The organism is Pseudomonas sp. VEM90 (assembly GCF_054611535.1).
Genome location: NZ_JBTRAR010000031.1, coordinates 54,566 through 78,563, shown reverse-complemented (window position 1 = coordinate 78,563; position 23,998 = coordinate 54,566). Strand labels below are relative to the sequence as shown.

General features: G+C 63.0%; 22 protein-coding genes and 2 riboswitches. Of the genes, 13 read left to right on the top strand and 9 right to left on the bottom strand.

All coding sequences use genetic code 11. The features are described from left to right. Window positions 1-480: 480 nt before the first annotated feature. Together ahpF and ahpC are read right to left on the bottom strand one after the other, a co-directional pair. On the bottom strand, window positions 481-2,043 hold the full coding sequence (gene ahpF / locus ACYCCG_RS23915) for an alkyl hydroperoxide reductase subunit F (RefSeq protein WP_209965013.1): 1,563 nt from the start codon (window positions 2,041-2,043) through the stop codon (window positions 481-483). Window positions 2,044-2,167: 124 nt separating this feature from the next. Next, window positions 2,168-2,731 (bottom strand): alkyl hydroperoxide reductase subunit C, encoded by a 564-nt coding sequence (gene ahpC, locus ACYCCG_RS23910; protein ID WP_004375926.1) that lies wholly within the window; start codon window positions 2,729-2,731, stop codon window positions 2,168-2,170. A gap of 321 nt (window positions 2,732-3,052) precedes the next feature. Between ahpC and ACYCCG_RS23905 the strand changes: the two genes are divergently transcribed. Next, a complete protein-coding gene (locus tag ACYCCG_RS23905) occupies window positions 3,053-4,117 on the top strand; it encodes a TerC family protein (protein WP_176683854.1) in 1,065 nt (354 codons plus the stop codon). 92 nt (window positions 4,118-4,209) lie between these two features. Here the strand turns inward: ACYCCG_RS23905 and ACYCCG_RS23900 are convergent, their stop codons facing one another. Continuing rightward, window positions 4,210-5,439, bottom strand: coding sequence for an acyl-CoA dehydrogenase (locus ACYCCG_RS23900; protein ID WP_209965006.1), 1,230 nt, complete (start codon window positions 5,437-5,439; stop codon window positions 4,210-4,212). A 140-nt stretch (window positions 5,440-5,579) separates the two neighbouring features. Here ACYCCG_RS23900 and ACYCCG_RS23895 point away from each other — a divergent pair, with 140 nt between their 5' ends. Continuing rightward, window positions 5,580-6,506, top strand: coding sequence for a LysR family transcriptional regulator (locus ACYCCG_RS23895; RefSeq protein ID WP_339535211.1), 927 nt, complete (start codon window positions 5,580-5,582; stop codon window positions 6,504-6,506). A 193-nt stretch (window positions 6,507-6,699) separates the two neighbouring features. Beyond that, entirely contained in the window at window positions 6,700-7,854 is a 1,155-nt protein-coding gene (locus ACYCCG_RS23890; RefSeq protein ID WP_459671993.1) for a cysteine desulfurase family protein, read from the top strand. 7 nt (window positions 7,855-7,861) lie between these two features. Here the strand turns inward: ACYCCG_RS23890 and ACYCCG_RS23885 are convergent, their stop codons facing one another. The 3 genes from ACYCCG_RS23885 to nfsB form a co-directional block, all read right to left on the bottom strand. Continuing rightward, the gene (locus tag ACYCCG_RS23885) at window positions 7,862-8,299 is read right to left on the bottom strand and encodes an RES family NAD+ phosphorylase (protein WP_209965002.1); all 438 of its coding nucleotides are present in this window, start codon (window positions 8,297-8,299) and stop codon (window positions 7,862-7,864) included. Beyond that, window positions 8,296-8,745, bottom strand: coding sequence for an antitoxin Xre/MbcA/ParS toxin-binding domain-containing protein (locus ACYCCG_RS23880; RefSeq protein ID WP_003250525.1), 450 nt, complete (start codon window positions 8,743-8,745; stop codon window positions 8,296-8,298). The genes ACYCCG_RS23885 and ACYCCG_RS23880 overlap by 4 nt, the downstream gene beginning before the upstream one ends. A gap of 142 nt (window positions 8,746-8,887) precedes the next feature. Next, window positions 8,888-9,541 carry an oxygen-insensitive NAD(P)H nitroreductase gene (gene nfsB, locus ACYCCG_RS23875; RefSeq protein ID WP_014591578.1) on the bottom strand — a complete coding sequence of 218 codons (654 nt, stop codon included), beginning with the start codon at window positions 9,539-9,541 and terminating at the stop codon, window positions 8,888-8,890. 103 nt (window positions 9,542-9,644) lie between these two features. Between nfsB and ACYCCG_RS23870 the strand changes: the two genes are divergently transcribed. From ACYCCG_RS23870 to ACYCCG_RS23860, 3 genes are read left to right on the top strand one after another with little or no spacing between them, the layout of a single operon-like run. Beyond that, entirely contained in the window at window positions 9,645-10,568 is a 924-nt protein-coding gene (locus ACYCCG_RS23870; protein ID WP_101196124.1) for a LysR family transcriptional regulator, read from the top strand. Window positions 10,569-10,616: 48 nt separating this feature from the next. Beyond that, a complete protein-coding gene (locus tag ACYCCG_RS23865; protein WP_101196125.1) occupies window positions 10,617-11,447 on the top strand; it encodes an AraC family transcriptional regulator in 831 nt (276 codons plus the stop codon). Window positions 11,448-11,497: 50 nt separating this feature from the next. Further along, entirely contained in the window at window positions 11,498-12,082 is a 585-nt protein-coding gene (locus tag ACYCCG_RS23860) for a LysE family translocator (RefSeq protein WP_209964996.1), read from the top strand. 32 nt (window positions 12,083-12,114) lie between these two features. On the opposite strand, the gene ACYCCG_RS23855 is transcribed toward ACYCCG_RS23860, so the two are convergent. Next, on the bottom strand, window positions 12,115-13,314 hold the full coding sequence (locus tag ACYCCG_RS23855; RefSeq protein WP_209964994.1) for a sugar transporter: 1,200 nt from the start codon (window positions 13,312-13,314) through the stop codon (window positions 12,115-12,117). 205 nt (window positions 13,315-13,519) lie between these two features. Between ACYCCG_RS23855 and ACYCCG_RS23850 the strand changes: the two genes are divergently transcribed. Continuing rightward, entirely contained in the window at window positions 13,520-14,836 is a 1,317-nt protein-coding gene (locus ACYCCG_RS23850; protein WP_459671989.1) for a hypothetical protein, read from the top strand. 110 nt (window positions 14,837-14,946) lie between these two features. Here the strand turns inward: ACYCCG_RS23850 and calA are convergent, their stop codons facing one another. After that, the gene (calA, locus tag ACYCCG_RS23845; protein WP_209964990.1) at window positions 14,947-15,999 is read right to left on the bottom strand and encodes a vanillin reductase; all 1,053 of its coding nucleotides are present in this window, start codon (window positions 15,997-15,999) and stop codon (window positions 14,947-14,949) included. A gap of 181 nt (window positions 16,000-16,180) precedes the next feature. On the opposite strand from calA, the gene ACYCCG_RS23840 reads away from it, so the two are divergent. Further along, window positions 16,181-17,086, top strand: a complete 906-nt coding sequence (locus ACYCCG_RS23840) for an AraC family transcriptional regulator (protein ID WP_459671987.1) — start codon at window positions 16,181-16,183, stop codon at window positions 17,084-17,086. Between the two features lie 27 nt (window positions 17,087-17,113). Here ACYCCG_RS23840 and thpR read toward each other — a convergent pair whose 3' ends face one another. Continuing rightward, entirely contained in the window at window positions 17,114-17,659 is a 546-nt protein-coding gene (gene thpR, locus ACYCCG_RS23835; RefSeq protein WP_209964986.1) for an RNA 2',3'-cyclic phosphodiesterase, read from the bottom strand. A gap of 158 nt (window positions 17,660-17,817) precedes the next feature. On the opposite strand from thpR, the gene lpxO reads away from it, so the two are divergent. The 5 genes from lpxO to ACYCCG_RS23810 all read left to right on the top strand — a co-directional run bounded on the left by lpxO (window position 17,818) and on the right by ACYCCG_RS23810 (window position 23,705). Next, the gene (lpxO, locus tag ACYCCG_RS23830; RefSeq protein WP_209964983.1) at window positions 17,818-18,717 is read left to right on the top strand and encodes a lipid A hydroxylase LpxO; all 900 of its coding nucleotides are present in this window, start codon (window positions 17,818-17,820) and stop codon (window positions 18,715-18,717) included. A 119-nt stretch (window positions 18,718-18,836) separates the two neighbouring features. After that, window positions 18,837-19,181 (top strand): carboxymuconolactone decarboxylase family protein, encoded by a 345-nt coding sequence (locus ACYCCG_RS23825; protein ID WP_014591592.1) that lies wholly within the window; start codon window positions 18,837-18,839, stop codon window positions 19,179-19,181. A 78-nt stretch (window positions 19,182-19,259) separates the two neighbouring features. Continuing rightward, the gene (locus ACYCCG_RS23820) at window positions 19,260-19,829 is read left to right on the top strand and encodes a GNAT family N-acetyltransferase (protein WP_209964981.1); all 570 of its coding nucleotides are present in this window, start codon (window positions 19,260-19,262) and stop codon (window positions 19,827-19,829) included. Window positions 19,830-19,985: 156 nt separating this feature from the next. Then, window positions 19,986-20,193: riboswitch (cobalamin riboswitch) on the top strand. A gap of 109 nt (window positions 20,194-20,302) precedes the next feature. Next, window positions 20,303-22,429: a TonB-dependent receptor gene (locus ACYCCG_RS23815; RefSeq protein ID WP_459671983.1), complete on the top strand. Its 2,127-nt coding sequence runs from the start codon at window positions 20,303-20,305 to the stop codon at window positions 22,427-22,429. A gap of 109 nt (window positions 22,430-22,538) precedes the next feature. Next, on the top strand, window positions 22,539-23,705 hold the full coding sequence (locus ACYCCG_RS23810; RefSeq protein WP_176683868.1) for a DUF1624 domain-containing protein: 1,167 nt from the start codon (window positions 22,539-22,541) through the stop codon (window positions 23,703-23,705). A 28-nt stretch (window positions 23,706-23,733) separates the two neighbouring features. Further along, window positions 23,734-23,931: riboswitch (cobalamin riboswitch) on the top strand. Window positions 23,932-23,998: the final 67 nt, after the last annotated feature.

Genomic DNA, 23,998 nt, shown 5'->3' with positions numbered 1-23,998 from the left:
TTGGCCAGCAGGCCCGGCCTCCGATGTGTGTCCACCACCAATCTGCGTAGGAGCGGGTTTACCCGCGAATACGGTAGCGGCGGCAACGGTGAACGACGGGTGGAAATTGGCCAGCAGGCCCGGCCTCCGATGTGTGTCCACCACCAATCTGCGTAGGAGCGGGTTTACCCGCGAATACGGTAGCGGCGGCAACGGTGAACGACGGGTGGAAATTGGCCAGCAGGCCCGGCCTCTTCGCGGGTGAACCCGCTCCTACACGACGGCCTGTGTCCAACTCCCGATGTGTGTCCACCACCAATCTGTGTAGGAGCGGGTTTACCCGCGAATACGGTCGCAGCGGCAACGGTGAACGGCGGGTGGAAATTGGCCAGCAGGGCCGGCCTCTTCGCGGGTAAACCCGCTCCTACGGGGATCTTCACAGTTTCAACAACTGCGCACTCCTGCGAGAGCGGCTTTAGCCGCGAAAGGGCCGGTACAGGCTTACGCCGGCGCCGAAGTCCGAATCAGGTGGTCAAAGGCCGCCAGCGATGCCTTGGCCCCCTCACCCACCGCAATGACGATCTGCTTGTACGGCACGGTAGTCACGTCACCTGCGGCAAACACTCCCGGGATGCTGGTCTGGCCCTTGGCGTCGACAATGATTTCGCCACGCGGCGACAGCTCGACGGTGCCCTTCAGCCAGTCAGTATTGGGCAGCAAGCCAATCTGTACGAAGATGCCTTCCAGTGCCACTTCGTGCTGTTCATCCGTGGTACGGTCCTTGTAGCGCAGGCCGGTCACCTTCTCGCCATTGCCCAGCACCTCGGTGGTCAGCGCGCTGGTGATCACGTTAACGTTCGGCAGACTGTGCAGCTTGCGTTGCAACACCGCATCGGCACGCAGCTGGCTGTCGAACTCGATCAGCGTCACCTGGGCGACGATACCGGCCAGGTCGATAGCCGCCTCCACACCCGAGTTGCCGCCGCCAATCACCGCCACGCGTTTACCCTTGAACAGCGGGCCGTCACAGTGCGGGCAGTAGGCCACGCCGCGGCCGCGGTACTCCTGCTCACCTGGCACGTTCATTTCGCGCCAGCGGGCGCCGGTGGCCAGGATTACAGTCTTGGCCTTCAGCGAAGCGCCCCCCGCCAGACGCACTTCGTGCAGACCGCCCTCGGCAGCGGGAATCAGCGCTTCACCGCGCTGCAGGTTCATGATGTCGACGTCGTACTGCTTGACGTGCTCTTCCAGCGCCGTGGCCAGCTTCGGTCCTTCGGTTTCCTGCACCGAGATGAAGTTCTCGATGGCCAGTGTATCGAGCACCTGGCCGCCGAAGCGCTCGGCAGCAACACCGGTGCGGATGCCCTTGCGGGCAGCGTAGATGGCAGCAGCGGCGCCAGCGGGGCCACCGCCGACAACCAGCACGTCAAAGGCATCCTTGGCGTTGATCTTCTCAGCCTGGCGGGCGCCGGCGTTTGTGTCGATCTTGCCAATGATTTCTTCCAGGCCCATACGGCCCTGACCAAACACTTCACCGTTGAGGTAGATACTCGGTACCGCCATGATCTTGCGCGATTCCACTTCTTCCTGGAACAGCGCACCGTCGATAGCCACATGGCGCACGTTGGGGTTGAGTACCGCCATCAGGTTCAGTGCCTGGACGACGTCCGGGCAGTTCTGGCACGACAGCGAGAAGTAGGTTTCGAAGTTGAATTCGCCTTCCAGGGCCTGGATCTGCTCGATCACTTCGGCACTGGCCTTTGACGGATGGCCGCCGACTTGCAGCAGCGCCAGCACCAACGAGGTGAACTCGTGGCCCATGGGGATGCCGGCGAAGCGCAGGCTGATATCGGCACCCGGGCGGTTCAGCGAGAACGAAGGGCGACGGGCATCGGTACCCTCCGCGCTGAAGGTAATGAGGTTCGACAGGCCGGCAATTTCCACCAGCAGGTCGTGCAATTCGCGGGACTTCGCGCCGTCGTCGAGGGAGGCAACGATCTCGATCGGCTGGGTGACCCGCTCCAGGTAGGTTTTCAGTTGCGATTTAAGCGTGGCGTCCAACATACGGGCGATTCCTTTTTCAAAACTCGGATACAAAAACGCCCAGGCGAGGTCGCCCGGGCGTTTGACGGGGCGGTGGGTATTTCAGCTTTGGCGGCTGCTTACCGCCCGCGCTGTGGGCATGACCTTAGATCTTGCCTACGAGGTCCAGCGACGGCGCCAGAGTGGCTTCGCCTTCTTTCCACTTGGCCGGGCACACTTCGCCTGGGTGAGCGGCAACGTACTGGGCAGCCTTGACCTTACGCAGCAGTTCGGCAGCATCACGGCCTACACCACCGTCGTTCAGTTCGACAATCTTGATCTGGCCTTCCGGGTTGATCACGAAGGTACCGCGGTCGGCCAGGCCGGCTTCTTCGATCAGCACGTCGAAGTTGCGCGAAATGACGTGAGTCGGGTCACCGATCAGCGGGTATTGGATCTTGCCGATGGTGTCGGAAGTGTCGTGCCAGGCTTTGTGAGTGAAGTGGGTATCGGTGGAAACACCGTAGATTTCCACGCCCAGCTTCTGGAACTCGGCGTAGTTGTCAGCAAGGTCACCCAGCTCGGTCGGGCAAACGAAGGTGAAGTCGGCCGGGTAGAAGAATACGACAGACCACTTGCCTTTCAGATCGGCTTCGCTGACCTGAACGAACTCGCCTTTGTGGTAGGCGGTGGCGTTGAAGGGTTTGACCTGGCTGTTGATGATTGGCATGAGAGACGCTCCTTCATGGGGTTGGAATCAGTTGATGGATAGAATCCTAACTAATCATCCCGCGGAAGGCTCATTGGCAAAGCTCATGCTTTCGATTGGTTTTGGCTATAACCGGGGTTATTTAATAGAAGGGAAAGGGCTGAGCAAAGGATTGCGGGCTTGAGCGCTGCACTGGCAAAGAAATGTAACAGCTACCCATTCGGCACCACTGGCAAACGGGTCTAGGCTCAAGCTCATGTGATACCGGGCCCCTCTGACGGCTGCCAAGCCGCCATGTCGGATCACTGTTGCCATGCAACGTCGACATTCAAGGAGGGGCTCATGACAGCTCTGCAAGCATTCCTCACAACACCTGTCCTCGGGACCAGCGCCTGGTTGTGGCTGGTGTTCATGGCCATCGTCATCGGTTTGCTGGTGCTCGACCTGGGCGTGCTGCACCGCCACGACCGGGAAATTGAAATGCGCGAGAGCCTGCTGCTGTATTCGGGCTATTTCAGTGTCGGTGTGCTGTTCGGCGCGGGGGTCTGGTACCAGTTGGGTGCGCAGTCTGCGCTGGAGTTCTACACCGGCTTCCTGGTCGAACAGTCGCTGTCGATGGACAACGTGTTCGTCATGGCAATGATCTTCAGCTACTTCGCCATCCCCCGTCGCTACCAGCACCGCGTGCTGTTCTGGGGCATCCTGGGCGTGGTGTTCCTGCGGGCCATCATGATCGGCGTGGGCGCGGCGCTGGTACAGAACTTTGCCTGGGTGCTGTACATCTTCGGTGCCTTCCTGCTGTTTACCGGGGTGAAGATGGCGCTGTCGAAGGAAGACAGCCGCCCGGACCTGGCCAACAACCCGATCCTCAAGTTCGTGCGGCGGCACATGCGGGTTACCGACCAGATCCATGGCTCGCACTTCTTCGTACGCCAAACCCCGCCCGGGCACAGCAAGGCGCTGCGTTATGCCACCCCGCTGTTTCTGGCGCTGGTACTGATCGAACTGGCCGACCTGGTGTTTGCCGTCGACAGCGTGCCGGCGATCTTCGCCATCACCCAGGACCCGTTCATCGTCTACACCTCCAACATCTTCGCCATCCTCGGCCTGCGCTCGCTGTATTTCGCGCTGGCGGCGCTGATGCACCGGTTCGTTTACCTCAAGTACGCACTGGCGCTGGTGTTGATCTTCATTGGCTGCAAGATTTTCTACCACGGCATGGTGGGCAAGGTGCCGGCGCTGCTGTCGTTGGGCGTGACATTCGGGTTGTTGCTGGGTGGGGTGGTGATTTCGTTGATCAAGACGCGGGGGCAAAAAAAGGATGACAGTATGGATGGGCACCAGCCGCACGCCATTGGACAAGAACCCGCGTCCAAGAGGGAAAAAGACACGCAACTAGGTGCCTGAGTGAATCACTTGCACTGGCCACGTCGCGGGCAAGCTGGGTGCCCGTGTAGGAGCGGGTTCACCCGCGAATGGGCCGGCGCAAGCTGACGCGTTCACCGCCCGCTACGCAACATCTCCACCGGCACATACTTGCCAATTTCGTATTTGCCAATCGCCGCCCGGTGCACTTCATCCGGCCCGTCAGCCAGGCGCAGGGTGCGCTGCATGGCATACATGTAGGCCAGCGGGAAATCGCCGCTTACCCCTGCCCCGCCATGTAGCTGGATAGCCCGGTCGATCACGTTCAATGCCACGTTCGGCGCCACCACCTTGATCTGGGCGATCTCGCTACGGGCCACCTTGTTGCCGACGGTGTCCATCATGTAGGCCGCTTTGAGCGTCAGCAGCCGGGCCATGTCGATTTCCATGCGCGAGTCGGCGATCTTGTCGACGTTGCCGCCCAAGCGTGCCAGTGGCCGACCAAAGGCAGTACGCTCCACCGAGCGCTTGCACATCAGCTCCAGCGCGCGCTCGGCCATGCCGATCGAGCGCATGCAGTGGTGGATACGGCCTGGGCCCAGTCGGCCCTGGGCAATTTCGAAGCCGCGGCCTTCGCCAAGGATCACGTTTTCGTACGGCACCCGCACATTCTCGAAAAGGACTTCGGCATGACCATGGGGCGCATCGTCATAACCGAACACCGGCAGCGGGCGGACGATCTTCACGCCCGGCGTGTCGGTAGGCACCAGCACCATGGAATGCTGCTGGTGGCGTGGCCCTTCAGGGTCAGACAGGCCCATGAAGATCATGACCTTGCAGCGCGGGTCGCAGGCGCCGGAAGTCCACCACTTGCGGCCGTTGATCACCCACTCGTCACCGTCACGTATGGCGGTCGCAGCCATGTTGGTGGCGTCCGAGGAGGCCACGTCCGGTTCGGTCATGGCAAACGCCGAGCGGATCTCGCCACGCAGCAGCGGCTCCAGCCACTGGCGTTTCTGCGCCTCGCTGCCATAGCGCACCAGCACTTCCATGTTGCCGGTGTCCGGCGCCGAGCAGTTGAACGGCTCCGGCCCGAGCAACGAGCGGCCCATGATTTCTGCCAGCGGTGCGTACTCCAGGTTGCTCAGGCCGGCGCCGTATTCCGACTCTGGCAAGAACAGGTTCCACAGCCCTTCGGCGCGGGCCTTGGCCTTGAGCTCCTCCATGATTGCAGTGGGCTGCCAGCGGTCACCCTCGGCGACCTGGCGCTCGAACACGGCCTCGGCGGGGTAGACATGAGCGTCCATGAACGCAGTGACACGCTCGCGCAGTGCCTGGACCTTGGGCGAATAGGCGAAATCCATCTGGGCTACCTTCACAGTTCGGAGTACGTGGGGCAGAGCCTAGAGCAGCATTGCTCCATCCACCTAGTCTATTTTCCGCGTGTATAAACATTCATAACCGATATATGATCGACCGATAATTCCAACAAAGAGCGGCGCCCATGAACCTCACCAAGGTCGACCTCAACCTGTTCATCGTGTTCGATGCGATCTACACCGAAGCCAACCTGACCCGCGCCGGGCAGATCGTCGGCATTACCCAGCCGGCAGTGTCCAATGCCCTGTCGCGCCTGCGCGAAACCTTCAATGACCCGCTGTTCGTGCGCACCGCGCAAGGCATGGTGCCCACACCCATGGCGCAGAACATCATCGGTCCGGTGCGCAACGCCCTGGCGCTGCTGCGGACCTCGGTGCAGGAAAGCCGCACGTTCAACCCGCAGCAGGCCAACAAGACCTTCCGCATCAGCATGACCGACCTGACCGAGGCGGTCATCTTGCCGCCGCTGTTCCAGCGCCTGCGCCGCCTGGCACCGGCGGTAATGATCGAGAGCTTCCTGTGCAAGCGCCGCGAGACCACCAAGGAACTCGCCGCCGGTCGCCTGGACTTTGCCATCGACGCGCCACTGAACACCGATCCGCAGGTGCGCCACATCAAACTGATGCAGGACCGCTATGTCTGCGCCCTGCGCCAGGGCCACCCGCTGGCCGACAGCAAGCTGACCCTCGACAGCTACCTGGGCATGACCCATATCCATATCTCCAGCCGGCGCAACGGCCTGGGTTACGTCGACCTGGCGCTGGGCAAGATGGGGGTTCAACGCAAGGTCGCTCTGCGTTCGCAACACTACCTCATGGCGTCGCAGGTGTTGCAGCAGACCGACATGGCGATGACGGTTCCCGAGCGCTTCGCCCGTCGCCATCAGTTGCGTTATCAGGCGCTGCCGGTGGAGGTGCCTGCACTGGAAACGCACCTGTACTGGCATGAAAGCACCGACCAGGACCCGGCCAACCGCTGGATGCGCGAGCAGATCACCGAGTTGTGCGAGCGCGTGGTGGCCGAGGAAGAGAAGGCGCTGGAGTCCGCCTGAAAAGGCTGGCGAGGAACCATTCATGGCACCTCACCCAAAAAAGTAGAAAATTCCATGCAATGTCTTAGGCGGAGAATATTTTTCTATAAGCATCGAGAATCGAACCAGAGGAAGTGAAAAATATCGCGCTGCTGGCGGGTACGCTTACGTCAATGATTAACGATTTCACGGCCACTGACACGGACCCGCCCCAATGCCTAGCGCCCCGCTCTACTTCGATTACGCCGCCACAACCCCGGTCGACGACCGGGTCATCGAAACCATGCTCGCCTGCCTGGGAAACCAGGCCAACTTCGGCAACCCGGCGTCCAGCGGCCACGCCTACGGCCAAGCTGCACGTCACACCGTGGAACAGGCCCGTCAGCAAGTAGCCGAGTGCGTCGGTGCGCAATCCGAGCAACTGGTGTGGACCTCGGGCGCAACCGAGTCCAACAACCTGGCGCTCAAGGGTATTGCCCAAGGCATCGGCCAGCCCGGACACCTGATCACCAGCCAGCTGGAACACAAGGCCGTGCTTGACACCGTGGCCGAACTGGAACGCCAGGGCTGGGCCGTTACGCGCCTGGCAGCGGATGCCGACGGCCTGATCCAGCCTACAAGCGTACAGGCAGCGTTGCGCGCTGACACCCGCCTGGTATCGCTGATGGCGGTCAACAACGAACTGGGTACGGTCACCGACTTTGCCGCGATCGGCGAGCAGGTGCGTGCCCACGGTGCCCTGCTGCACGTGGATGCCGCGCAGGCTGTGGGCAAACTGGCTATCGACCTGCATAAGATGGCCGTGGACCTGATGTCTTTTTCGGCGCACAAGGTCTACGGGCCCAAAGGTATCGGTGCGCTGTATGTAGGGCCACGCGCCCGCGCGCTGATGCGTGCGCAGATGCACGGCGGCGGCCATGAGCAAGGCCTGCGTTCCGGCACCCTGGCGACCCACCAGATCGCTGGCATGGGCAGCGCCTTTGCCTTGGCCGGCCAACCCGGCGACAGCGACTACCAGCGCCTTGAGCAACTGGCAAGACGCCTGCGCACAGGCCTGCTGGCCATGCCCGGCGTTACCCTGAATGGCTGCGCCAAGCAACGTATTCCCCATACCTTGAACCTGTGCATCGACAGCAAAGGCTTCAACAGCACGGCGCTGGCCAGCGAACTGGCCTTGTCGACCACCTCGGCCTGCAATTCGGCGAGCAACGCTGCCTCGCATGTGCTGCTGGCACTGGGGCTGGATGAACGCCAGGCACGCAACAGTGTGCGCTTGAGCATCGGCCGTTTCAGCACCGAGGCTGACGTGGACAAGGCGCTCGAAGTGTTTGGCCGGGTGCTGGCGTTAGCATCGGCCGCACTGTGGTGACCATGCCCTAGAACAGGCGGCTGTCCGGCGTGAAATCCTCAACCAGGATTTTCGCGCTCTGCGCCTGCGGGTGCCGTGGGTTGAACAGGTAATTGGTAGTGCTGGGCATGATCGCGCTTGGCACCGGCAGCAGCAATGCCGAACAGTCATCCAGAAAGCGATTGCCCAGCGTACGGGTCAACTCAGGCTGGGCAGACCAGCCGGGCTGCAAAGCGGGCAACTGCGCCTGGGAAACCGTGTCAGGCAGTTCGATGCGAAGCAAGCGCATGGTGGTAGGGAAATCCTCGGGGTCGATCTCCAGATGCACCAACACTTCCAGCATCGCCCCGGGAGGGCTGGTGGCGGCATACACCACCGGTCGACCCGCCTGGTGCCAGCGGCCACTCACACGCAAGCCCCCCGTACCGCTCAAGTCTGCATAGGCGCTGATTCGCCACAAAATCACAGGCCATAGCCCTCGGCAATCTGCAGCAGCATTTCTTCGACCTGAGTGGTGCCTTGCTGGGTGGTGAGCATCTGCATCGGCGTCAGCCCCGAGAAGCGTTCCTTGGGCTTGGACAGCCAGCGCTTGGCCTTGCCCGCTTCACCGAACACGGCCTCTGCCATGGCGGTGATGTGGGCCGAGCGGAACAGCCGGTCGCTCTCATCCACGGTCAGCGGTTGGTCACGCTCGATACGGGATTTGAGCGTGCGCAGCGGGATGATCTGGTCGCGCTCCACCGGCGTGAGCACACCGCGTTCGGTCAGTTTCACCAACCAGGTGGCGGCAAAACCATCGGTGATGCGGGTGTGAATTTCGAAGTCGCTGGCAAGCTCGGGAATGTCCAGCAGCGCCTGCAGGCGCGCCCGGTACTCGTGGTAACCGTTGTCGCGAAGCACTTCGGCAAGCATGGCACGCTCCTTTTCGGCATTTGCCGATAAGTATGCGGTATATGCCGGGTCATTGCCAGTTTGCCGGGGCGGGCAATCGAAGCCAGGGCTTTGCCAGATTGACCGCCAGCATTGCCAGGACCGCAAAGCGGCCCCGGAAACCTCACAGGAAGGTGAACACTTGCGATGCCGGCAACCGCGACTTGTTCAGCCCGGCATTGAAGTCCGCCTCGCTGCGGTAACCCAGGCTCAGGATCACCACACTGGTGAACCCACGCTCACGCAAGCCCAGTTCGGCATCGAGGACCTTGCTGTCGAAGCCCTCGATCGGCGTGGCATCCAGCCCATGCGCTGCCGCACCCAGCAAGGCAGTACCCAACGCCAGGTAGGTCTGCTTTTCCATCCAGTGCTGCACATCCTTCTGGTCGAAGCGGTGCAGGTTGACGTAGTGACGGCGGCTCTGGTTTTGCCCGGCGCGCGCTTGCTCATCACGGAAACGGCCATCGGCAGCCTCTTGATCGAGCACGGCGTTCAGGTGTTCTTCAGTCATTTCGGTACGGGTGCAGAACACGATCACATGCGAGGCATCGAGAAGCTTCTGCGTGTTGTAGGCATAACCCTCCGCCGTGCTCTTGGCCAGGCGGGCCTTGCCTTCGGCCGTGTCGGCGACGATGAAATGCCAGGGCTGGGAATTGACCGACGACGGGCTGTGGCGCAGTTGTTCGAGCAGGGCGTCGACAGTGGCTTGGGGAATGCGGCGTGAGGCATCGTAAGCTTTGGTAGTGTAACGGCGCTTGGCCAGCGATACGGTATCCATGCGACAACTCCGGAATGAACAGTGGATGTGCCGCGCATCTTATCTTTCCAGCAAAAAAGAAAAAGCGGCACAATGTAACAACACTTTCATCCCTGGAATGAAAATGCTGCGCATCACCGACCTCGAACTGTTTGCCCGCAGCAGCGTGCTGGGCAGCTTCACTGCCGCCGCCCATGAAGCAGGCCTGCTGCCGGGCCAGGTGGCTGCCGCGATCAAACGCCTGGAACGCGACCTGGATGTACGCCTGTTCGCCCGCACCACCCGCAGCCTGCGCCTGACCGCCGAGGGCGAGCGCTACCTGCCAACCGCGCTGAATGTGCTGGAAAGCCTGCGCCAGGGCCATGAAGATCTGCATGGCAACCCCAATAGCCTGCGCGGCACTCTGCAGGTGTCGGCCCCTTCCGACATGGGCCGCAACATGCTGCTGCCCTGGCTCAGCGCTTTCCGCCGCGACCACCCGGCATTGCAACTGCGCTTCTTCCTGTCCGACCAGATGGCCGACCTCAACCGCGACCCTGTGGATGTGGCCATCCGCTATGGCCTCAATCAGGATGCCAACTACATCGCCCTGCCGCTGGCCGAATGGAACCGCCGAGTGCTGGTGGCCTCGCCCGACTACCTGGCCCGCCACGGCCGCCCGCTCACCCCCGACGCGCTGCAGCAGCATGCCTGCCTGCTGTACATGCAGCACAGCCGGGTGTACGACAAGTGGCAGTTGGGTAATCGCACCGTGCAGGTGCGTGGGCCGTTGGTCAGTGACGACGCCGACGTCATCCGCCGCCTGGCCATCCAGGGGGAAGGTATCGTCTACAAGTCGTGGCTGGATGTCAGCGCCAACATCGCGGCCGGTGAACTGGAAATCGTCCTGCCCGAATTGCTCGGCGAGTCTACCCCGCTCACGTTGGTTTGCCCTCATCGCAAGCAACTCACGCCTGCCGTGACGCAATTGCACCTGTGGCTACGCGAACGCTTCGAGGCCCTGCGCGCCCGGGCACTGACCAACGGCTGCACAATCGTTCCAGACTGAGCCGGGGGCGTTGCGCTAAGGTAGCGATTTACCCCACGGTACACGTCCATGAGCAACTGGATCGACTTCAAACAAGACGCCGACACCGGCATCGAGTCGGTCCGGGCGCATTTTGTCGGGCATGCCTATGACCCCCACTGGCACGACAGCTTCCTGGTCGGTGTGACCGAGCAGGGCGTGCAGCAGTTCAACTGCCGTCGCGTGCGCCACCGCAGCACGCCGGGGCAGGTGTTTTTACTTGAGCCTGGCGACATCCACGATGGCCTGGCGCCCACCGAAGAAGGCTTCACCTATTCGACGCTGTACCTGGAGCCCGCCTGGCTCGACCAACAGCTGCGCGCGCTGTACGAGCACGCGCCAGGCGACAGCCTGCCCAGCTTTGCCGACACCCTGTGCCATGACGAACGTCTGGCGCGGGCCACCGCCCAGGCCTTCCAGGCCGTGCATGATCAGGACTTGCGCATCGTCAGGCAAACGGCCATGGACGATTTACTGGCCTGCCTGACCCGTCACCTGCACTGGCGCCGCCGCATCAATCCCGACCCGCGCCTGCCGCTGACCGCACAGCGTGCGCGGGACTTCCTGCACGCCAACCTGGAGCGCGACATCGGCCTGGAAGACCTGGCCCAGGCCTGCGGCATCGACCGCTTTCGCCTGACCCGTGCGTTCAAGGCAGCGTTCGGCATTGCACCCCATGCCTACCTGATCCAGCTGCGCCTGGCCCGCGCGCGGCGCCTGCTTGCCCAAGGTCAGACACCTGCTGAAGTGGCCGTGGCGTTGGGCTTTGCCGACCAGAGCCACCTGGGCCGCTGGTTCCGCCGCGCCTACCAGTTGACCCCGGCTGACTACCGCAGGCGCTGCTCAAACCTTCCAGACTGAGTGCCGGCAGGCAGCGAGCATGTTGCTCCGCGTTTACGGAGCCCTGAACCATGTCGCAGTCGCTGTTGCCCTTCATTCTGTTTGCCCTGGTATCCAGCATCAGCCCGGGGCCGACCAACCTGTTGATCCTGGCCCATGGCGCCCGCCGGGGCCTGCGCGCAAGCCTGGCGCCGATCGTGGCGGCGTGTGGCGCGGCAGCAGCCATTGTGCTGCTCGTCGGGCTGGGGCTGGGCGAACTGCTGCTGCGTCACCCCTTGGCGCAACAGCTGATGAGCTGGGCCGGGGTGCTGTGGCTGAGCAGCCTGGCGTGGAAGATGCTGCGCAGTGCCGCCACCCCGCTCCACACGACCACGGCGCCAGGCTTCAGTGCGCTCAGCGCGGCCTCGTTGCAGGTGGTGAATCCCAAGGTGTGGTTGATGGCCGTGGCGGTGGTCGGGGTATTTGCCGCGCCGTCACTGCCAGTGTGGCAGTTGGCGCTGGTGTTTTGGCTGATCGCTCTACCGAGCATGACCGCATGGGCGGTGTTGGGGGTGGGGAGCGCCCGGTGGCTGCAGGCACCGGGGCGGTTGCGGGTGTTCAATCAGGTGTTGGCGGGGGTTTTGTTGATATCGGCATGGGCTGCAGTATTGGCCTGAGTCTCTGCTTGACCGGCAAGGGGCGCCTCGGCTCAACGTGTCAACGCCTCGCGAAAACGCCGGGTACTGGCAACGGCCAATACCAGCCCGACCACTGCCACGCTGCCGCCCACCAGGCCGATATCAGCCACGTTCATCTGGCTGCTGACGATACTGCCCAGCAGCGCACCACCGCCAATGCCGATGTTGTAGATACCCGAGAACAGCGCCATGGCCACATCGGTGGCGTCGGACGCCAGCTTCAGGGTCCTGGACTGCAGCGCCAGGCTGAAGCTGAGAATCGCCACGCCCCAGAACATGCTCAGCACTGCGAACGCATAGAAATTGCCCGACAGCGGCAACATCAGCAACAGGCACGCGGCGAGTACTCCGATCGAACCCACCAGGAAGCCATGCGGGAAGCGATCGCTGTAGCGGCTGAACAACAACGAACCAAAAACCCCGGCACCGCCGAACAACAGCAGCAACAGCGTGGTACGGTCGCCGCCGATCTGCGCTACGTGCAGGGCGAACGGTTCGATGTAGCTGTAGGCCGTGAACTGCGCGGTAATGACCAGTGTCACCAGCAAGTAGGTAATGACCAGTGCCGGGCGCTTGAACAGGACCGGCAGGCTGCGCAACGAACCGGAGTTCTGGCTGGGCAGCAGCGGCAGCGATTTCATCAGGCACAGCATGGTGGCTAGCGCTACCCCGGCAATGCTCAGGAACGTGATGCGCCAGCCCAGTGCCTCGCCCACCACACGACCCAGCGGGATGCCCAGGACCATGGCCAGGGTAGTACCGGTGGCCAGCAGGCCCAGCGCCTTGGCCTGCTGGCCCGGCGGCGCCACACGCACCGCCAGCGAGGCAGTGATGGACCAGAACACCGCATGCGCCAGGGCAATGCCGATACGGCTGACCAGCAGCATGGCGAAGCTCTGCGAAAGCCACGACAGCAAGTGGCTGACAATGAACACCAGGAACACGAACAGCAGCAGACGCCGCCGTTCGATGTTGCGGGTCAGCAACATCATGGGCAACGAGGCCAGCGCCACGATCCAGGCATAGATAGTCAGCATCAGGCCGACCTGGGCAGTGCTCATGTCGAAGCTGCGGCCAATGTCACTGAGCAGCGCCACCGGGACGAACTCGGTGGTGTTGAAAATGAAGGCCGCCAAGGCCAGGGCGATGACGCTCAGCCAGCTGCCGCTGCCTGTTGTGGGCGGCAGGTGCGTGGGTATGGGTTCGTTCATGGGTGGAAACTGCTTCTCCGCAGGCAACGCAACAAACCGCACGCCAGCGACCCGCTTGCCGGGGTGCCAACGTACGTTTTGTTATGGATAGGAATGCCCGGCATGGTACGCGTCAAGCGGGGGCCTCACAACCGCAGCACAGGCAGAAGGAGTACCATGCGCACTTTGTATGAAACGCGTGTGCAACAAGGAGCCCGATCCGCTCATGGACAAGCAGCACCCCCAGCAGCAGTGGCAGCAGGCAGTTACCGCCTATGCCCAGGCCGTCAACGACTACGTCGCGCAGGGCCGTGCGCACGGCTGGGACAACCTCGAAGAGCCGCAGGCACCCGCCACCGAACACCTGCTCGACGCGTGGCTGGTAGCCCTGCAGGCAGCCAACCGCCCTGACATCGACGAACAGCAGCGCCAGGCATTCCGCGACGCCTGGCCACCGGCGCACCACCCCCTGATACCGTTGCTCGAAGACCACGGCCAAGGCATCAGCAATGTCCTGCTGTTGGAAGATGGCAGCCTGCTGGCACGCATCGGCATGCCATACGACAAGGGCCAGGTGGTGCGTATCGACCACCATGGGGTAACCCCGGTCATCGGCATCGAACACTTTGGCCGCTGCCCGGCGCGGCGCTATTTCGCCCTGGCCAATGCCGAGGGCGTGCGGGTGACCGATGGCTGGGGCGGCCCGCAAGTGCAACGCCTGGCCTGGCCCACCGGGCTGGAGGGATTGCCGCCAGGTTACCCGTTCGAGCCGTTCGACCTGCCGCCCACACCGACCGCGCTGATCCCCTTTCCCGATGGCCAGCGCGTGCTGCTGGTGAGCGCCGAAGGTATCTTCGTGCTGGCCACTCAAGGTGCGACTCGCCTGCTGCCACAGCAGGCACGCGTGCTCGAAGAGCTGGCCGAGGGCACCGACCCGGACGACATCAGCCTGGGGCTGAGCATGGAGCATGGTGCAGTGTCGGCGGATGGCCGGCTGATCGTCGTGGGTGAGCAAGGCAGCCGGCACCTTGTTCTGAACGAACAGCTCAAGCCGCTGGCGCACATCGGCCCGGGCAGCGAATACCCGCACTTTGCCTTGTTCAACCGCGCCGGTGACCAGTTGATCGTCAATGCCTGCCATTTCTACAGCGGTGCCACGCTGGCCGTGAGGGTGGCAGACCTGCACGGGCTGGATACCGATTACTACAGCCAGGACCCGCGTACCCCGCTGGTGCAGGAGGGCGCAAGGGTGTATGCAGGGGTTGCGCGCGATGGCGAGTACATTGTGGGTGATGCCTATGGCTACCTGCGGGCGTTTGGCGAAAAGGGTACGGAGCACTGGCAGCACTACCTGGGATCGACCATCAGTGCGATGGATATCAGCGCCGACGGGCAAACGCTGGTGGCGGCGAGCCATGCGGGGGTTATTTCGGTGATTGCGCTGGATAGCGGGCGGCCCGAGTGGCAGATCGGTACCGGCGCGCACGGCGAGGTGCGGCGATGGTTGTTCTGGAAGGGCTGGGACAAGCCAATGGCCTGGTAAAACGGCTGCATCGTTGCTGCCTGTACGGGCCCCACCGTGCGCAAGCCCAACATCACCCCTGTGTAGGAGCGGGCTTGCCCGCGAAGAGGCCCGTACAGGCAACCGATCAATCAGCCCTGTAGCGTGGCCATGTCGATCACGAACCGGTACTTCACATCACCGGCAATCATCCGCTCATAGGCCTGGTTGATGTTGCGGATATCCAGCATCTCGATATCGCAACGGATGTCGTGCTCGGCGCAGAAGTTCAGCACTTCCTGAGTCTCGGCAATCCCCCCGATCAACGACCCCGCCAGCACCCGGCGCTTCATCACCAGGTTGGCCGCATGCAATGCCGGGTCGATCGGTTCGATCAGGCCGACCAGGATGTGCACACCGTCGAACTTCAGCGTTTCCAGGTACGGGTTGAGGTCGTGCTGCACCGGAATGGTGTCGAGCAGGAAATCGAAACGGCCGGCAGCGGCGCGCATCTGCTCGGCATCGGTGGAGACGATCACATGGTCGGCCCCCTGGCGGCGCGCTTCCTCGGCCTTGGCCTGAGAGCGCGTGAACAGGGTCACCTCCGCCCCCAGGGCCTTGGCCAGTTTGATGCCCATGTGGCCCAGGCCGCCCATGCCGAGGATGCCGATCTTGTGGCCGGGGCCAACGCCGTGGTGCTTGAGCGGCGAATAGGTGGTGATGCCGGCACACAGAATAGGTGCAGCGCTGGGCAGGTCCATGCCGGCCGGTATGCGCACCACGAAGTGCTCGCTGACCACGATGCTGCTGGAGTACCCCCCCATGGTGTTGCTGCCGTCGACCCGGTCCGGGGTGGCGTAGGTCATGGTCGGGCCTTCCAGGCAGTATTGCTCCAGGTCCTTGGCGCAGGCTTCACAGGTACGGCACGAGTCGACCATGCAGCCAACGCCCACAAGGTCACCGACGTTGTACGCGGTGACCTTGTCGCCCACCGCGGTGACCCGGCCGATGATCTCGTGGCCCGGCATCAGCGGGTACACGGCAATGCCCCATTCGTTGCGCGCCTGGTGGATGTCGGAGTGGCACACGCCGCAGTACAGGATGTCGATGGCGACGTCATCCGAGCGCGGGCTGCGGCGTTGGAACGTCATGGGGGCCAGGGGGCTGGTGGGGGTTTGAGCGGCATAACCGATGGCGGTATACATGCAGGGCCTCGCAGTGAAGTGAAACGATTCAGGCGACGCATTTTGCGCGTCGTTCGCCGCCTCGCCCACGGCTGATTCTCCGGCATGCATGCCTGATTCTACGAAGATGCCAAGCCATGGCTGGCGCCACGCCCTCAATCTGCGATGATCAAGCTGTCTGATTCTCTGCCCCTGGTCCACCATGCAACTGACCCGTCACGTCGATGCCAATGCGCCGCTCTGCTCACTGATCCGCAGCCTCACCACGCGCCCGGGCTTCGTGCCCACGCACCTGCCCCAGGTGCAGGTGCTGAGCTGGGACCACTATGTGGCCAGCAGCCCGCAGATCTACGAACCAAGCCTGATGATCCTGGCCCAAGGCAGCAAGCTGGCACGCCTGGGGCCGCGTACCCTGGAGTACGGTGCAGGGCATTACCTGGTGCAGGCGTTGTCGGTGCCGTTCATGTGTGAAACCTTTGCCACCCGCGAGGCGCCGCTGTTGGGCGTGGCGGTGGGCATCGACCGTGGCGTGCTGGGCGAGTTGGTGCAGAGCATGGGCCTGGCACCGGACGCTGAAGTGCAGGCGCAAACCCCACAATCGATGACGTCGGCGGCACTGGATGCGCCCATGCGCGAAAGCGTGGAGCGCCTGCTGCGCTGCCTGCACGACCCGCTGGACGCCAAGGTGCTGGGCCCGGCGCGGGTACGCGAAGTGCTGTACACCGCCCTGCGCGGCCCCCAGGCCGGTGTGCTGCGGGCACTGGTGGAGCAACAGGGGCACTTCGCCCGCATCGGCGCCGCCCTCGCCCATCTGCGCGAGCACTACAGCGAGCCACTGAGCGTGGAGGCACTGGCTACGCGTGCCAACATGAGCGTTTCCACCTTCCACGAACATTTCAAGCGCTGCACCGATATGGCGCCGATGCAGTACCTGAAGCGTTTGCGGCTACTCAAGGCGCAGCAGATGCTGATTGGCGAAGGCCTGGGCGTAGCACAGGCTGCGCACCGGGTGGGCTATCAGAGCACCTCGCAGTTCAGCCGCGAGTACAAGCGTCAGTTCGAACGTAGCCCGGGGGATGAACTGCCTTACCAGAGCCTGCCGGTGTAATCGCCTGACCTGAACGGCCCCTGCAGGTCAGTCCGCCAGCGGCCACTGCGCCAATGGCCAGTAAGCCCCCTTGTGCGACTCGTAGAGCGTGAAGTGTCGCGTGGTGAGGTAAAACGCCGGCGCGCTGCTGGCCTCGGGCGGCTGCCCGCGGTAACCCCTGGACAGCGTCAGGTGCGGTCGATACTCCCGCTTGGCCGCTTCCACCCCCAACGGCAGCAACGCCTGCTGCAAACCGTACACCAGTTGCAACAGGGCCGGTGGTACCTGCTGCGCCTCCAGCACCAGGGCGCTGGCCCGTTGCCACACCTGCAAACGGTCGAGCAACAGCCGCGGCGCCGAGGCTGGCAGCGCCAGTTGGTCGACCGCCGCGCAAATCGCAGGCACCTGCGCGGCGTCTACATCACCGAGGAACAGCAGCGTGACATGGAAGTTGGCTGCCGGCACCGGTTTGCCGCTGCGCAGGTTCAGCCCTCGCCGCCACTGGGCCAGGTCACGGCGCTGGGCGTCGCTGACCGGCAAGGCGAAGAACAGCCGCTTGAACGGGCTACCACTGGGGCGTATATCCTGAACCATACTAACTCCCTGACATGAAACGTTTGCGCAAGACTGTAGGGTATTACACCAATGTCGCCCCACAGTTTCGTAACAATCAGTACAAACTACCCCCATGATTGTTTATGCTGGCGGGCTCATGCCCTGGCGCATGGCCATTCTTCGACCAGTAAACGTCCATGAAAATTGCTCTCGTACTTATCTTCGTCCTCTCGATCGCCTATGTTCACCTGCGCGGTCGGGTTCGCCACAAGCTGACTCGCCAACTGGGCGACCACTCCAGCTTCCTGGCCCCGATCAACAGTTTCCTGTACCTGTTCTCCAAACACCCGGCCAAGCCTTACCTGCCGGTCGAGGCCTTTCCAGAACTGAAACCGCTGCAGGACCACTGGCAGGAGATCCGTGAGGAAGGCCGCCAGTTGCTGCACGTAGGCGAAATCAAGAAGTCCGAGAATTACGATGACGTCGGTTTCAACTCGTTCTTCAAGACTGGCTGGAAGCGCTTTTACCTGAAGTGGTATGGCGAAAGCCACCCGTCCGCGATGGCCCTTTGCCCACGCACGACCGAGCTGCTGCAAGGCATCGGCACGGTCAAGGCCGCCATGTTCGCCACCCTGCCACCGGGTGCCAAGCTGGTGCGCCACCGTGACCCGTATGCCGGCTCGTACCGCTACCACCTGGGCCTGGACACCCCGAATGACGATGGCTGCTACATCGATGTGGACGGCGAGAAGTACGCGTGGCGCGATGGTGAGGCGGTGATCTTCGACGAAACCTACATCCACTATGCGGCCAACACCACCGAGCACAACCGCATCATCCTGTTCTGCGACGTCGAACGCCCGCTCAAATACCGCTGGGCAACCGCGTTCAACCGCTGGTTCAGCCGCAACGTGATGGCCGCTGCCGCTGCGCCCAACGATGCCAGCGACAAAACCGGCGGTATCAACCGCCTGTTCACCCGCATCTACAAGATCCGCGAGCGTGGCAAGGCGCTGAAAAAGCGCAACCGCATGCGCTACTACCTGGAAAAATGGGCAGTGGTCGCGGCGTTGGTGCTGGTGTTCATCTACATCTGAAGGCTCAACGCAGGCCACTGTACGACTGGCCTGCGTTTACCCACCAAAGTACCGCCTCGCACGTGCCACGCTTCGACTAGCCTGAAAGCTCCACTCGCAACCACCCCAAGGTGAAGACGATGAGCATGATGGACTGGGACGCCTACCGTAAGCAGTTGATGGCCGGCATCGGCGATCTCAAGCAACTCTCACCCGACACCGTAGCCGGCTACATGACCGCCAGCGGTGCAGGCGCCAAGACCAACCACCTGGATGCCAAGACCCGCGAGCTGATCTCCTTGGCTGTGGCTGTGACCACCCGCTGCGACGGCTGTATCGCCGTGCATTCGCAGCAGGCCGTCAAAGCGGGTGCCAGCCGCGAGGAAATTGCCGAGGCCCTCGGCGTGGCCGTGGCCATGAACGCCGGTGCCGCGCTGGTGTACTCGGCCCGTGCAATGGATGCGGTGGGCAAGGCCAACGGTTGAGCACAAACGGCGTCGTCGCCCTTGCGCGACGACGCCGCGCCACCCAGACTGAGCGGCTCACCCCGCGCAGGAACCCGCATGATCCACATTCGCCCCATGACGCCGGACGATTTCGATCGTTTCTGGCCCACCTTCCAGGCCATTGTCCAAGCCCGTGAAACCTACGCTTTCGACCCGGCCCTGAGCTTCGAACAGGCCCGCCAGCTGTGGCTGGAGCTGCCCTTGCACACGCTGCTGGCTGAAGAAGATGGCGAGCTACTGGGTTCGTATTACCTCAAGCCCAATGCTGCCGGGCCTGGTGCGCATGTGGGCAATTGCGGCTACATGGTCTGCGAACAGGCGCGCGGCCGGGGCGTGGCGCGCTTGATGTGCGAGCACTCGCAAAAGCTGGCGCGCCAGGAAGGCTTTCTGGCTTTGCAGTTCAACTCGGTGGTAGCCAGCAACGCAGTGGCCGTGGCGCTATGGCACAAACTGGGCTTTGAAACAGTCGGCCGTTTGCCCAAGGCCTATCGTCATGCCCGCCTGGGGTTGGTGGACTGCCTGGTGATGTACAAGTGGCTGGCGGATGAGCCGGTGGTGGAAAAGCCCCCCCTGCTGATCGGGCGCAAGAACATCGAGGCACGGGTATCGCGCCGCCGCGGACGCTAGCGATTTCAGGCAAGCCTGCCTTCACACCAAGCTCGTCAAGCTGGGGCCTGGTGTTCAAGCCACATTTGGTCTCGGCGCCGCAAAAACGCACAACTTGTTGTTTTTTCTCAGCATTCACAGCACACCAACATTTGACGCCCCAGCATTTCAGTGGTCAGATGCGCGCCAGTTTCAGGTGCCCTGCGCCGCCGCGCGCAGGGTGAAACGGGAAACCGGTGCGTCGTGTTGCCCACGACAAGTCCGGTGCTGCCCCCGCAACGGTAAGCGAGCGAATCCTTCGAGATACCACTGTGCTCAAGCATGGGAAGGTGAAGGTTTCATGCCCCTCGCAAGCCCGGAGACCGGCCTGGAGCTTCATTTGGCAACCCGCGGTGGGCGGGCGCAGGCCGGAATCCGTGCGCGCGCCTGCCTGCATGGTTCGCCTTTGCGTGTTTTCCACCGGGATCCATTCATTCCTGCAGCAGTGGAACGACATGTCCCGTATGTTCAAGCTTCACCCCTTGGCGGCCTGCCTGGCCGTCGCCCTGCCGGCGTTGGCTGATGAGCGCGAGCCGCAGCCTCTGGCCCTGCCTTCCACGGCCATCACCGACACCCTCGACAGCCGCGCCATCGACCTGGCCACGCCGACCCAGGCCGGCTCGCGCCTTGGCCTCAGCGCCCTGGAAACACCGGCCAGCACCAGCAGTATCAGCGAACGGCAGATTCAGCAGCGCAACAACCTCACGGTGCAGGATGCAGTGACCCGCTCGCCGGGCATTACCTTCGTCGGCTCACCGGGGGACGGCGGTACAGGCCTGTCTGCCCGCGGCTTTGCCGGCCACAGCTCGGTGATGACCCTGTTCGACGGCGCGCGCCTGTACACCGGTGCCGGCACCCAGACCTTCCCGGTCGACCCGTGGATGGTCGAACGCATCGAGGTGATTCGCGGTCCCGCCTCGGTACTGCATGGCGAAGGCGCCACCGGCGCGGTGATCAACGTGATCCCGAAAAAACCTTTTGCCGGCGAAGTGCGCAACCACCTGCGCCTGGGTTACGGCTCGTGGGACCGCCAGCAGCTCGGCCTGGACAGCGGCGGTAGCCTCAGCGAGCGCCTGAGCTACCGCCTGACGCTGAACCAGCAGGCCGGCAATGGCTGGGTCGACCGCACCGCTTCACGTAGCCTGGCCCTGAGTGCCGCACTGCGTTTCGATGCCAGTGACGACCTCAGCTTCACGCTGGCCCATGATCGCGGCGATGCACAACCTGCCAACTACTACGGCACCCCGCTGATCGACGGCCACTACCGCAGCAGCCTGCGCAAAAAGAACTACAACGTACAGAACGACGTGCAGCAGTACGTTGATGAATGGACCCGGCTGACAACCGACTGGGCGCTGAACGACCAGATCAGCGCCAGCAACCAGCTGTACTACATCAAAAGCCGCCGTCACTGGCGCAACGCCGAGGACTACAGCTGGGACAGCGGGCGTCAGCAGCTGCTGCGCGGCAGCTACCTGGAGATCAAGCACAACCAGGAACAGTTCGGTGACCGCCAGACCTTCACCTTCGACCACACCCTGTTCGGCCTGGCCAGCAAGACCGTGCTCGGTGCCGAGTACAACAAGGTGCGCTTCAACGTCGACAGCAATTCACCCTACAACGATGTCGGCGGCGACTACGTCGACCCGTGGCAGCCACAGCCCGGCGGGTTCCATAGCGCCTCGCCGTTGCGGCCGCAAACGCTCTCGACCACCCATACCTTTGCCCTGTTTGCCGAAAACCGCCTGCAATTGAGCGATCGCCTGTCGTTGGTTACCGGCGTGCGTCGCGACCAGAACCACATCGACCGCAATAACTTGACCAACGACAGCCGCAGCGATCGTAGCCTGCAAGGTGGCAACTGGCGTGTCGGGCTGGTGTTTGCACTCAACGACGACCTGTCGTTGTACGGCCAGTACTCAACCAGCGAGGACGGGGTCAACAACCTCATCAGCCTCAGCCCCGCACAGATGCACTATGACCTGACCGAGGCGAAGCAGACCGAGGCCGGCATCAAGCAGCGCTTTTGGGAGGGGCGTGGCGAATGGACGCTTGCCGCCTACCACATCGTCAAGAAAAAACTGCTGGTCGACGACCCGATCACGCACGAGAAGCAACAAGCCGGGCAGCAGACCTCCGATGGCCTGGAAGCGACGCTGGAGCTGGCCCTGGCCCATCAGTGGCAGGTGTCGGCCAATGCATCGCTGGTACGCGCCAAGTACGACGACTTCGACGAAATGGTCGGCGGCCTGCCACAGGACCGCGCAGGCAACCGGCCAGCCAACGTGCCACGCCGTACCGCCAACCTTTGGTTGAGCAAAGGCTTCGGCCAGCAGGTAGAGGCCGGCTTGGGGGCGCGTTATGTGGATGAGCGTTATGCCGATACCGCCAATACCCAAAGCGCCCCCGGCTACACCGTGGTCGATGCCAACATCGCCTGGCAGGTGTTGCCGGATGTGAAGTTGGGGTTGCAGTTGAACAACCTGTTCGATCGCGAGTATGTGCAGTCGGCGTTCAGCGGGCAGCAGTGGTTGATGGGGATGCCGCGGTCGTACTTCGCGACGGTGGATTACAGCTTCTGACCTGAATACCTCTTCACGGCACGGATAGCACAAAAACCGCTACCAACCCGTCACCGGCTAGTTATAAGATAACGTTTTATATGACATTCATTACTATTAGCGTTCACCCATGACAAGCGCAATCGCCACGCCCACTCTGATCACCCAGCGGCTGCAGAGCATCGACGCCCTGCGTGGCCTGGTGATCCTGTTCATGCTCCTGGACCATGTCCGCGAGACTTTCCTCCTGCACCGCCAGGTCAGCGACCCCATGGCCATCGACACCACGGAACCGGTGCTGTTCTTCAGCCGCACCCTCGCCCACCTGTGTGCGCCTGTGTTCGTCCTGCTGACCGGCCTATCGGCCTGGCTGTATGGCGAGAAGCATCAGGGCCGTGGCGACGTCTCGGCTTTCCTGTTCAAACGCGGGCTGTTCCTGGTGTTGCTGGAGTTCACCCTGGTCAACTTCGCCTGGACCTTCCAGTTGCCCCCCAGCGTGATCTACCTGCAAGTGATCTGGGCCATCGGCGTCAGCATGATCGCCCTGTCGCTGCTGGTGTGGCTGCCACGCGCCGCCCTGCTCGCCCTGGGCGCCATCATCGTCGCCGGCCACAACCTGCTCGACGGCGTGCACTTCGGCGTAGAGTCAGCCCTGCATGTGCCGTGGGCAATCCTGCATGATCGTGGCTGGCTGGCGTTTTCCGAGAACCTGCACCTGCGCACGTCGTACCCGGTGCTGCCGTGGATCGGCGTCATCGCCCTGGGCTACGGCCTGGGGCCCTGGTTCGGTCGCGGCAGCGATGCCGGACAACGCCAGCAACACCTGCTGGTGGCCGGTTTGCTCGCGCTGCTTGGCTTTATCCTGCTGCGCATGTTCAACGGTTACGGTGAGGCACCGTGGAGCGGTTACCCAACCTTCACGCAAACCCTGATGAGCTTCTTCAACATCACCAAATACCCACCGTCGCTTCTGTTCCTGACCCTGACCCTGGGCTGCGGCCTGTTGTTGTTGCGCACGTTCGAACGGGCCGGCCAGGCGCGCTGGATCACTGCACTGGCAGTGTTCGGTGCGGCACCGATGTTCTTCTATCTGCTGCACCTGTATGTGCTGAAGCTGCTGTACCTGGCCTGTGTGGCGCTGTTCGGGCTCAACCATGGCGACTACTTCGGTTTCGACGGTATTGCAGCGGTGTGGCTGGGCGCGGTGCTGCTGGCGGTTTCGCTGTACCTGCCAGTGCGCGGGTTCGCCCGTCTGAAGCAGCGTCGCCGCGACATCCGTTGGCTGAAGTACTTCTGAAAAGCGTTTTCACCTGGCGACGCGATGGTCTACCATGCGGGCCGCCGGTTTCCACCATGGAACTAACAGGGAATCCCAGGCCTGCCAATACAGGCCAATCGGAACTGCCCCCGCAACTGTAGGTGCCGAGCCTGCTCCATCGATGCCACTGGGCCTACCGCCCGGGAAGGCGGGAGCCGGGCCGTGACGCACCAGTCAGGAGACCTGCCGGCCTTCATTCACCAACCGGCGGGGTGTCCGGGATTGGCCATCCGTGTTGCCCCAGCCACCCGCTGGGGCTTGGCGATGCCTGT

What these genes read in the sequence shown, in the direction of transcription:
- ahpF (WP_209965013.1), bottom strand. Translation starts at nt 2,043, where the DNA reads ATGTTGGACGCCACGCTTAAATCGCAACTGAAAACCTACCTGGAGCGG.
- ahpC (WP_004375926.1), bottom strand. Translation starts at nt 2,731, where the DNA reads ATGCCAATCATCAACAGCCAGGTCAAACCCTTCAACGCCACCGCCTAC.
- ACYCCG_RS23905 (WP_176683854.1), top strand. Translation starts at nt 3,053, where the DNA reads ATGACAGCTCTGCAAGCATTCCTCACAACACCTGTCCTCGGGACCAGC.
- ACYCCG_RS23900 (WP_209965006.1), bottom strand. Translation starts at nt 5,439, where the DNA reads ATGGATTTCGCCTATTCGCCCAAGGTCCAGGCACTGCGCGAGCGTGTC.
- ACYCCG_RS23895 (WP_339535211.1), top strand. Translation starts at nt 5,580, where the DNA reads ATGAACCTCACCAAGGTCGACCTCAACCTGTTCATCGTGTTCGATGCG.
- ACYCCG_RS23890 (WP_459671993.1), top strand. Translation starts at nt 6,700, where the DNA reads ATGCCTAGCGCCCCGCTCTACTTCGATTACGCCGCCACAACCCCGGTC.
- ACYCCG_RS23880 (WP_003250525.1), bottom strand. Translation starts at nt 8,745, where the DNA reads ATGCTTGCCGAAGTGCTTCGCGACAACGGTTACCACGAGTACCGGGCG.
- nfsB (WP_014591578.1), bottom strand. Translation starts at nt 9,541, where the DNA reads ATGGATACCGTATCGCTGGCCAAGCGCCGTTACACTACCAAAGCTTAC.
- ACYCCG_RS23870 (WP_101196124.1), top strand. Translation starts at nt 9,645, where the DNA reads ATGCTGCGCATCACCGACCTCGAACTGTTTGCCCGCAGCAGCGTGCTG.
- ACYCCG_RS23865 (WP_101196125.1), top strand. Translation starts at nt 10,617, where the DNA reads ATGAGCAACTGGATCGACTTCAAACAAGACGCCGACACCGGCATCGAG.
- ACYCCG_RS23860 (WP_209964996.1), top strand. Translation starts at nt 11,498, where the DNA reads ATGTCGCAGTCGCTGTTGCCCTTCATTCTGTTTGCCCTGGTATCCAGC.
- ACYCCG_RS23855 (WP_209964994.1), bottom strand. Translation starts at nt 13,314, where the DNA reads ATGAACGAACCCATACCCACGCACCTGCCGCCCACAACAGGCAGCGGC.
- ACYCCG_RS23850 (WP_459671989.1), top strand. Translation starts at nt 13,520, where the DNA reads ATGGACAAGCAGCACCCCCAGCAGCAGTGGCAGCAGGCAGTTACCGCC.
- calA (WP_209964990.1), bottom strand. Translation starts at nt 15,999, where the DNA reads ATGTATACCGCCATCGGTTATGCCGCTCAAACCCCCACCAGCCCCCTG.
- ACYCCG_RS23840 (WP_459671987.1), top strand. Translation starts at nt 16,181, where the DNA reads ATGCAACTGACCCGTCACGTCGATGCCAATGCGCCGCTCTGCTCACTG.
- thpR (WP_209964986.1), bottom strand. Translation starts at nt 17,659, where the DNA reads ATGGTTCAGGATATACGCCCCAGTGGTAGCCCGTTCAAGCGGCTGTTC.
- lpxO (WP_209964983.1), top strand. Translation starts at nt 17,818, where the DNA reads ATGAAAATTGCTCTCGTACTTATCTTCGTCCTCTCGATCGCCTATGTT.
- ACYCCG_RS23825 (WP_014591592.1), top strand. Translation starts at nt 18,837, where the DNA reads ATGAGCATGATGGACTGGGACGCCTACCGTAAGCAGTTGATGGCCGGC.
- ACYCCG_RS23820 (WP_209964981.1), top strand. Translation starts at nt 19,260, where the DNA reads ATGATCCACATTCGCCCCATGACGCCGGACGATTTCGATCGTTTCTGG.
- ACYCCG_RS23815 (WP_459671983.1), top strand. Translation starts at nt 20,303, where the DNA reads ATGTCCCGTATGTTCAAGCTTCACCCCTTGGCGGCCTGCCTGGCCGTC.
- ACYCCG_RS23810 (WP_176683868.1), top strand. Translation starts at nt 22,539, where the DNA reads ATGACAAGCGCAATCGCCACGCCCACTCTGATCACCCAGCGGCTGCAG.